Annotated in this window: 6 protein-coding genes; 1 reads left to right on the top strand and 5 read right to left on the bottom strand. The window is 63.4% G+C overall.

The features are described 5' to 3' along the window. Positions 1–378 precede the first annotated feature (378 nt). The 5 genes from V6B08_RS05775 to recQ form a co-directional block, all read right to left on the bottom strand. Positions 379–1,785, bottom strand: coding sequence for an HlyD family type I secretion periplasmic adaptor subunit (locus V6B08_RS05775; protein WP_341978775.1), 1,407 nt, complete (start codon positions 1,783–1,785; stop codon positions 379–381). Beyond that, on the bottom strand, positions 1,782–3,515 hold the full coding sequence (locus V6B08_RS05770) for a type I secretion system permease/ATPase (RefSeq protein ID WP_341981596.1): 1,734 nt from the start codon (positions 3,513–3,515) through the stop codon (positions 1,782–1,784). Before V6B08_RS05770 ends, V6B08_RS05775 begins: the two co-directional genes overlap by 4 nt. 233 nt (positions 3,516–3,748) lie before the next feature. Beyond that, complete coding sequence (locus tag V6B08_RS05765) at positions 3,749–4,324, bottom strand: HD-GYP domain-containing protein (protein WP_341978774.1); 576 nt, start codon at positions 4,322–4,324, stop codon at positions 3,749–3,751. A 234-nt stretch (positions 4,325–4,558) separates the two neighbouring features. Beyond that, entirely contained in the window at positions 4,559–5,590 is a 1,032-nt protein-coding gene (locus V6B08_RS05760; protein ID WP_341978773.1) for a lipid A deacylase LpxR family protein, read from the bottom strand. A 63-nt stretch (positions 5,591–5,653) separates the two neighbouring features. Next, the gene (gene recQ / locus V6B08_RS05755; RefSeq protein ID WP_341978772.1) at positions 5,654–7,483 is read right to left on the bottom strand and encodes a DNA helicase RecQ; all 1,830 of its coding nucleotides are present in this window, start codon (positions 7,481–7,483) and stop codon (positions 5,654–5,656) included. A gap of 119 nt (positions 7,484–7,602) precedes the next feature. Between recQ and V6B08_RS05750 the strand changes: the two genes are divergently transcribed. Next, complete coding sequence (locus V6B08_RS05750) at positions 7,603–9,075, top strand: M81 family metallopeptidase (RefSeq protein WP_341978771.1); 1,473 nt, start codon at positions 7,603–7,605, stop codon at positions 9,073–9,075. Positions 9,076–9,135 lie beyond the last annotated feature (60 nt).

Raw genomic sequence — 9,135 nt, 5'->3', positions numbered from 1 at the left:
CGCGACCTCTCCTTCTGAGATGCCCCCATCCAGGCTTCGCCTGGCATTAACGGAGCGTCAAATTCCGGTTTTTTCCCCGGTTACGCTAACTTTTTACGCTGGTCGGATACCCGACCGGATACTGTTTCAGAGGATGGAACCCTGCAAATTTTGGCACAATTCCTGACGAACCTGCCAAATGAGACGGCGGGTACTCTTCCCCTAATGATGCCTAACCACTACTCCTGGTTCACGGTGGAGTCAATCAGAGTTTTATTACCGAAGCGTTTACGGCAATTGACGAGGGCAAGAAACTTCGCATCCAGAGCGGTTTTCCGCCCGCAATTCCTGGAACCCGGTCGTATACTGAGGGTTGTGTAGTACATTTCCGTCAGAATCCTACTTTTCTTTGAATGACTTACGGCTGGCCAGAACCAGCGGCTGGATCAGGTATTCCAGTGCCGTACGGGAACCGGTCGGCACGATCACCTCGGCCGGCATGCCCGGCGCCAACTTCACATCGGGCAAAGCGGCCAGTTCCTTGGCGTCCGGCACCACCTGGATGGTGAAGAAACCTTCGCCCGTGCGCGGATCAGTGAAGCGGTCGGCGGAGCGAGTCTTGATCGTGCCATGGATGATCGGGATTCCCTTCTGCTTGTAGGCCAGCAGATGGATTTCGGTGCGCATGCCTTCATGCACGTCCTTGGCGTCTTCCGGCTTCAGGCGCGACTCGATCACCATCGGCTCGCCTTCCGGCACGATCTCCAGGATACGCTCGCCCTTGTTGATCACACCGCCGACGGTGAAAACGGTGAGACCGACGACGAAGCCGGTATCGGGCGCACGGATATCGATGCGTTCGAGCACATCGCGTGCCGCATTCAGGCGCTCGCCGGTATCGGCGAGACGGGCCTGCACGGAATTCAGTTCGGTGCTGACCTGCGACAGGCGATCACGGCGAAGCTGTTCCATCTGCGCTTCGGCCTGCGCCACGGTGAAACGCACGCGGCCAACCGAGCCGCGATATTCCGCGATCTGGCCCGAGATTGCTGCCATGGCGCGCTCCAGAGCAAGCACGCGGGTTTTCGGCGCATAGCCTTTCTCATACAGGTCGCGCGTGCCGCTGAGTTCCTCGTTGATCAGCGACATCTGGCGCTCCAGCGCCGCCACCTGCTGCACCAGGCCACGGCTCTGCTCACCAAATTGCAGAATCTGCTGCCGCAGCACATTGAATTGCGCTTCCTGCGCCACGCGCCGCGAGGTGAAAAGCTGCGCCTCGCCGCGGATCGCCTCGCCCACCACAGGATTGCCGGCGCGGGCCAGCAGATCGGGCGGAAATTCCACCACCAGCGCGCCATCTCGTTCGGCGCGCAGACGCACCTCCTGGGCACGCAGGATGTCATACTGATTGGAGAAGATTTCGACCGCCGCCTGGGCCTGCACGCTGTCGAGCTGGATCATCACCTGACCCTTCTGCACCAGATCGCCTTCGCGCACGCTGATGCTGCGCACGATGCCGCCATCGAGATGCTGCACCGCCTTGCGATTGCCTTCCACGCGCACCACGCCGGGCGCGATGGCGGCGCTATCGAGCGGCGCGGTATAGAGCCACAGACCTGACAGGCCGATAAAAATGAAGATCACGATGAAGCCAAACCACATCGAGCCCTTGGCGCCATCTTTCAGCGGCGGCTCGACGCTCGCGCGGCCACCAGGACCACTGCCGCCGGCCAGCACCAGGGCACGCGGCCGGCGCTGCACGTTATCGGGCAACGTCTCCTGGCGCGGGGCGACGGCCTTGTTCATGCCTGCCTCGCGTCAATCTGTTTCGGCGCGGCACCTGGCACGGCCGGCTGCGCACCGCCCTGCACCACGCGCAACTGCGGCGTGTTCGGTGCGAACTGCGCCATGATCGCGGCGGTCGGACCCATGCGGTCGACCAGGCCGTTGCGCAGCACCACGATCTTGTCCACCGTCACCAGCATGCTGGGACGGTGCGCGATGATCACCACGGTGCAGCGCGTCTGCTTGAGATGCAGCAGCACCTGGCGCAAGGCTTCCTCGCCCTGGCCATCGAGATTGGAATTCGGTTCGTCCAGCACCACGAGGCGCGGATTGCCGTAGATGGCGCGGGCCAGGCCGATGCGCTGGCGCTGGCCACCGGACAGCACCGCGCCGCCGTCGCCTATATCGGTGTCGTAGCCCTTCGGCAGCCTCAGGATCATGTCATGGATGCCGACGCGCCGCGCCGCTTCCACCACCGCTTCCGCATCGACATTGCCGAAGCGCGCGATGTTATCGCGCACCGAGCCGGCGAAGAGTTCGATATCCTGCGGCAGATAGCCGACATGGCGGCCGAAATCCTCGCGATCCCAACTGAAGGCATCGGCGCCATCCAGGCGCACCACGCCGGAATAGGGTTTCCACACGCCGACCAGGATGCGCGCCAGCGTCGACTTGCCGGCCGCCGTGGGGCCGATTACGCCGAGGCTTTCGCCGGCCTGCAGCGCGAAGCTGACGCCGCGCAGGATCGCCAGTTCGGAGCCAGGTGCGGCAAAGGTGACACCCTCGACCGAGAGATGGCCTTCCGGCTCGGGCAGTTGCATCTGCTGCTCGCGCATCGGCTGGGAAAGCACTTCATCGACGCGCTTGGCGGCGGCGAAGGCATTGACGATCTGGCTCCACACGCTGACCACCTGATCCACCGGCTGCACACCGCGACCGGCCAGCAACATGGCGGCATACATCGCGCCGGGCGTGATCAACTGGTCCACCGCCAGCCAGGCGCCGACGGCGAGAATGGCGATCTGCAGGCCGACGCGCAGCATGCGGATGGCGGCCATGAAACCGGATGAACGGCGGCTGGCCGTGGCCTGGCGCAGCATGAAGGCATTGCGTTCACGGCGCCAATTCTGCATCAGGCCGGGCAGCATGCCCATGGCCTGCACGGCCTCGGCATTGCGCAGGCTGCCTTCGGTGAGACGATAGCTTTTCTGCGCATGCTGCGAGGCTTCCGCCATCGGCTTGCTGACGAAAATCTGGTTGGCGATGGCCAGCAGCAGCAGGATACCGGCGCCGGACAGCGCGGTGATGCCAAGCAGCGGATGCAGGATGAAGCAGATGCCGAGATAGACCGGGGTCCAGATCAGATCGAGGAAAGCCAGCGTGCCACTGCCGGTGACGACCTGGCGCACCAGATCGAGATCGCGCAAAGCCTGGCCCTGCGAGCCGCCGGAGCGCTGCGAGGCGCGCTCGACTTCCACGGCCAGGACCTTGGCGGAAAGCATGTTGTCGATACGGATGCCCCAGCCGATCAGGATGCGGCTGCGCACATCATCGATCAGCGACATCACGATCAGTGCCACGAACACCGCCAGGGTGAGCATCGCCAGGGTGGCGAGGCTGCCCGACGACAGCACACGGTCAAACACCTGCATCATGTAGAGCGGCTGCGCCAGGCCCATCAGATTGATGACGAGGCTGAACACGCCGGCCGCGGCAAAATATCCCGCGCAAAGCAGGAAAGCCGTTTTCATGGCGGAAGGCGGGCGTGGTCGTGTCATGTGGCTAACGCAGGTTTCTCCAACTTCGCAATCGTCATTTTGACGACCGGCTACATTTCGGGCCGGAAGCTTCCTCCCGGCGCGGCACAGGCCGGTCGCACTACCCCCACGTCCTTGAGACTAGCGCGACGCCGGCATTATCAGCATGGTGAATCTTAAAGCCGGGTTAAACTCGTATTATTTCGACGAAAACGGCAAAAGCGTGGTCACCCGTAAAGTGCCTGAATCGCACCCTGGCGCTTTTCCAGGGCGGCCAGTACGGCCGGATCGAAGCAATCCGGGGTGGTACGGTCGTCACCCACGGTGATAATCCGCATCGCCTGTTCATGACTCAGGCCGGGCTTGTAGCTGCGGATCGCGCGCAGCGCATCATACACGTCCGCCACCGCCACGACACGGGCCGGCAGCGCAATCTTTTCGCCCGCCAAACCGCGCGGATAACCGCTGCCATTGTAGTTTTCGTGATGCGACAGCGCGATATCGGCGGCGGCATCCAGCATCGGATTCTGGGCCAGGCGCAGCATGTCATGCCCCTGCTGCGGATGCAGCGCCATGATGCGGCGCTCTTCCGGATCCAGCCGGCCATGCTTGAACAGCACCGTGTCCGGAATCGCGTTCTTGCCGATATCGTGCAGCAAGGCGCCAAGCTTGATGGCTTCGATGGTCGGGGCCGGCAGGGCCATGGCCTCGGCCAGCACGCTGCCGACTTCGACCATCCGGGTGGAATGTTCCAGGGTCTGGCCATCCCGGGCATGCGCAACCTGGGCGATAAGTTGAGCCAATCTGTCATCGTTCATAATTTTACTTATACATCACAGGGGTTGAGTAATCGAGCACTAAAGCGCCCACCAAAGCGGGCGCGACCCTAAGATCGGCTCATCAAAAAACCCCTGATCCAGATCAAAAAACGCTAATATTTTTAAACAAGCTTTTGTTTTAATTCATAAATTTTATTAATGCAGACCGTAAACAATCACCACGTGTGACTCATCCAAAGCCGGGTGTATTTTTTCACCTCAGAAGCGGAAGGAGACACTGAAGGCACCGAAGCGATCCGGTGTCTCCTGGGTCTCGAATTCCCGGCTGCGCAGCACATGGGTGTAGGCGAAGCGGATGCCCTGCCAGATCACCGCCACGCCGCCTTGCAGGTCGCCGACGAGGTAACGCTTGTCCACGCTGCGGCTATCGGCGAACAGGTTGCCATCCAGGAACATGTTGCGGCCCACGGCACGGCCTTCGCCACCGACGAAGAAATAGAAACCGAACTCGCCGGTGGGCTCGAAATAGCCCGACCCCGGCAGGCTCGGCTGCACCCGCGGCGGGCCGTAATCTTTGGGGATATTGTAGCCCAGCCGCAGCATCAGGCCGGTATTCGCATAGGTGAGGGCATTGCCGAGCGCGACGCCGGCATGGGGCGTCGCCTCGAGTTTCAGGCCGAAGAATTCCGGCTCCGCTACCCGGCGCCAGGAGCGCTGGTAGTTGAGCTGCAAGGTCGGTTCGGTCTTGAGCTGGCTGTCCCAGCCCATCGGCTCGCGGGAATTGATCGCCTCATGCACGACCTTTTGCGACTGTTCCGCCAGCGAGGCCGGGCCGACAATGCCGATGCCAACCTGAAATTGATCGAGGTGGCTCTTGGTTTCCGAGATCACGCCGGCATTGAGATACAGCCAGCCGGCATAGGGCCGGTCGCCCGGTGGCGGGTTGACCAGACTGATATCGCGCGGCGTGTACATCGCCTGGCCCAGGCCCAGATCGAACCGCAAATCTTTGGTATCGAAGAATAAAGGAAGCTCGCGGAAGGCATTGCCGAGCCATTCCGGCTCGGCACCGGGGGCCGTCAGCCACGACATATAGACGCCGCTGGTGTAATGCCGGTCGGCATTGGCGAACAGCATGTCATTTTCCAGCACGAAGCTGAGCGTGCCGGCCTTTTGCGGCGGCGGCGGCTCGGGCGCCGGCTTGGCTTCCTGGGCATAAGCGACTGGAACCAGGATCAGGCCCAAAGTCAGACTGAAGCAGGCGGCGCGGAAAATGGCGAGGCGAGGCATGGCGTCTGTTTTATCCCTTTTCCGCCTTATAGACCGGGCTTTATGGCGAAAAAAGGACCGGGATCACGCGGCAAGGCTCTGATGCCGCAGCAGAATGGTTAAAAACAGCGGCCCGTAGCGTTCCAGCTTGGCGGCGCCGATACCGTGGATTTCCGCCATCCGGGCCAAGCTGTCGGGCCGCTTTGTCGCCAGTTCAAGCAAGGTGCGGTCGGAAAACACGACATAGGCTGGCTGGTTCTGCTCGGTGGCGAGCTGGCGGCGCTGTGCCTTCAACTCCGCCAGCAGCGCGGCATCGGCGGCATTGAGCGTATCTTCCGCCAGGCCGGCAACACTACTCTTGCTCTTGGCGCGCTTTGCCCCGCCGCCTTCCACCACATCGCGGCGCAGTTCCACCCGCGCCTTGCCGCGCAGCACCTGCAGCCCGGCATCGGTGAGCACCCAGCGGCCATGGCCGACGATATCCAGGCCGATCAGCCCGGCGGCATAGATCTGGCGGAAAATCGAGCGCCAGGCATCGGCCGGGCGGTCCTTGCCGACACCGAAGGTCGGCAGCCGGTCATGCTCGTAGCGGATGATGGCATCGGTGGCATTGCCGACCAGCAGATTGACCAGATGCTCGGTGCCGAACCGCTCGCCGGTGCGCGCCATGGCCGACATCGCCTTCTGCGCCTCGATGGTGCCATCGAATACCGCCACGCCTTCCTGGCAGAGGTCGCAATGGCCGCAGGGCTCGGCCTGCTCGCCGAAATAGGCCAGCAGGGTCTGGCGCCGGCAGCGCGGCGATTCAGCCAGTGCCACCAGGGCATTGAAGCGCTGGCGCTCGATGCGCTTGCGCTCCTCCGGCGCCTCGCCCTGCTCGATCTGCAAGCGGCGCAGCCGCATGTCGTCGAGGCCATAGAGCGTGAAGGTTTCCGCCGGCAGGCCATCGCGGCCGGCGCGGCCGATCTCCTGGTAATAGGCTTCCACATTGGCCGGCAGGTCGGCATGGCAGACGAAGCGCACATCGGGCTTGTCGATACCCATGCCGAAGGCCACGGTAGCCACCATCACCACGCCATCCTCGCGCAGAAACGTATCCTGATTCTCATCGCGCAGCCGCTGCTCCATGCCGGCATGATAGGGCAAGGTGCGGTGGCCGGCGGCGGCGAGCGAGGCCGCCATATCCTCGGTGCGCTTGCGCGAGGAACAATAGACGATGCCGGAAGCGCCGCGCCGCGCGCTGAGGAATTCCGCGATCTGCTTCGGCGCGCTGTTCTTCGGCCGCATCAGCAGATGCAGGTTCGGGCGGTCGAAGGAGCGGACGAAACTCTGCGGCTCGCGCGGGAACAACTTGCTGACAATATCATCCCGCGTCGGCGCATCGGCGGTGGCGGTGAGCGCGATGGCCGGCACCTGGCCCAGCTCGGCCCGCAGGTTGCCCAGCGCGAGATATTCGGGGCGGAAATCATGGCCCCATTGCGAAACGCAATGCGCCTCGTCGATGGCGAGCAGCGACACATTGCTGTTGGCCAGCAAGGCCAGGGTATCGGGCCGCGCCAGGCGTTCGGGCGCGATATAGAGCAATTTGAGCCGGCCCTCGCGCAAAGCCTGATGCACGCGGCGGTTCTCATCCGGGTCATTGGCGGAATTGAGACTGCCGGCCTCAATGCCGAAGGCCGAAAGCTGGCGCACCTGGTCGCGCATCAGGGCGATCAGCGGCGACACCACCAGAGTGAGGCCGGGGCGGACGATGGCGGGAAGCTGATAGCAGAGCGACTTGCCGCTGCCGGTAGGCATCACCGCCAGCACGTCGCGGTTACCGAGCACGGCGCCGATCACCTCGGCCTGGCCGGGGCGGAAATCGGCGAAGCCGAACACGCTTTTCAGGGTGGCGCGGGCCTGCTCCAAGGACACGTCTGGGGACTCCGAATCGGTTTGCCCAGGGTAGCAGAGGCAAGCCAATTCCTAAACCACCACCACGCCGGCTATGCTGGGAGCAAAAGCAGTTCCCCTGCCCCCCTATGAGCCAGACCATGACGCAAAAGCCGCTCCGCCTCTTCATTGCCGGCCTCGCCACCGAGACCAACACCTTCTCGCCGCTCCCCACCGGCGAGGTTGCTTTCGCCCAGGGCACGTTTCGAGGCGACGCCACCCGGCGCCCGGCGCATTTCTTCTCCGGGCCGTTGCATGAATGGCGCCTGCTTGCCGAGGCCGAAGGCCATGACGTGATCGAGGGTCTGATGGCGGCGGCGCAGCCGGCCGGCACCACGGTGCGCAAGGTCTACGAGGCGCTCCGCGATGAACTGGTGGCGGGGCTGAAGGCCGCCCTGCCCGTCGATATGGTACTGCTGAACCTGCACGGCGCCATGGTGGCCGACGGCTATGACGATTGCGAAGGCGACCTGCTGCGCCATATCCGCGATCTGGTCGGGCCCGATATGGTGGTCGGCGCCGAACTCGACCTGCATTGCCACACCACCGAGGCGATGATCGACAATGCCACTGCGCTGATCGCTTACAAGGAATACCCCCATGCCGATACGCTGCTGCGCGCGGCTGAGCTTTATGCGCTCTGCCGTGATGCCGCGCTGGGGCGGACCAAACCGGTGATGCACCTGGCCGATTGCCGGCTGATCGGCGTGTTCCACACCACGCGCGAGCCGGCGAAAAGCTTCATCGCCCGGATGCAAAGCTTCGAGGGCCGCGACGGCGTGCTCAGCGTCAATTTCGGCCATGGCTTCGGCCTCGGCGATGTGCCCGATGTCGGCGCCCGCACCTGGGTGATCACCGACAATGATGCAGCGAAAGCGACGGCTTTGGCCGAGCAGATGGCCCGCGAGGTCTTTGCCATGCGCGAGGCTACGATCCCGATCAGCGTATCGGTAAGCGATGCCATCGACCGTGCCCTGGCGATGCCGCGAGGAAAACCCGTCATACTGGCCGACAGCGCTGACAATCCCGGCGGCGGTGCTGGCGGCGATTCAACCTTCATCCTGCGCGAATTTGTGGCGCGGGGCTTGAGCGATGTTGCCAGCGGCGTCTACTGGGACCCGCAGGCGGTGGCGATCTGCCGCGAAGTCGGCATCGGTGCCCGTCTGCCCTTGCGCATCGGCGGCAAGCTAGGGCCGACATCGGGTGATCCGGTGGATGTCTATGGCCTGGTGCGCAACATCATCGAGGATCATTCCCAGACCGACATGTCCGGCCAGCGCAGCCCGCTCGGCACATCCGTGCATCTCGATATCGACGGCCTGCATCTGGTGCTGGCCAGCACCCGCAGCCAGACCTTCCATCCCGATGCCTTCACGGCACTCGGCATCGACCTTTCGGCCATGCGCATCATCGTGGTGAAATCCAGCCAGCATTTCTATCGCGGCTTCGCGCCGATAGCGCAGGAGGTGATCTATGTGCAGACCCCCGGCGCCGTATTCGGCGAAGGCGACACGCTGGTCTATACCAAGCGCAAGCCGGATTACTGGCCGCTGGTGGAAAATCCGTGGGATTAGACTTGCCTAAAGAGCGTCATCGCCGGGCTTGACCCGGCGATCTCAGGCAAAATGGCGAGA

Source organism: Ferrovibrio sp. MS7, assembly GCF_038404985.1.
GTDB lineage: Bacteria > Pseudomonadota > Alphaproteobacteria > Ferrovibrionales > Ferrovibrionaceae > Ferrovibrio > Ferrovibrio plantarum.
The sequence above is the reverse complement of the archived record's forward strand: the minus strand, read 5'-3'. Positions and strand labels throughout refer to the sequence as shown.

Coding starts and splice junctions, on each gene's coding strand:
- V6B08_RS05750 (WP_341978771.1), top strand. CDS start 7,603: ATGACGCAAAAGCCGCTCCGCCTCTTCATTGCCGGCCTCGCCACCGAG.
- V6B08_RS05770 (WP_341981596.1), bottom strand. CDS start 3,515: ATGAAAACGGCTTTCCTGCTTTGCGCGGGATATTTTGCCGCGGCCGGC.
- V6B08_RS05775 (WP_341978775.1), bottom strand. CDS start 1,785: ATGAACAAGGCCGTCGCCCCGCGCCAGGAGACGTTGCCCGATAACGTG.
- V6B08_RS05760 (WP_341978773.1), bottom strand. CDS start 5,590: ATGCCTCGCCTCGCCATTTTCCGCGCCGCCTGCTTCAGTCTGACTTTG.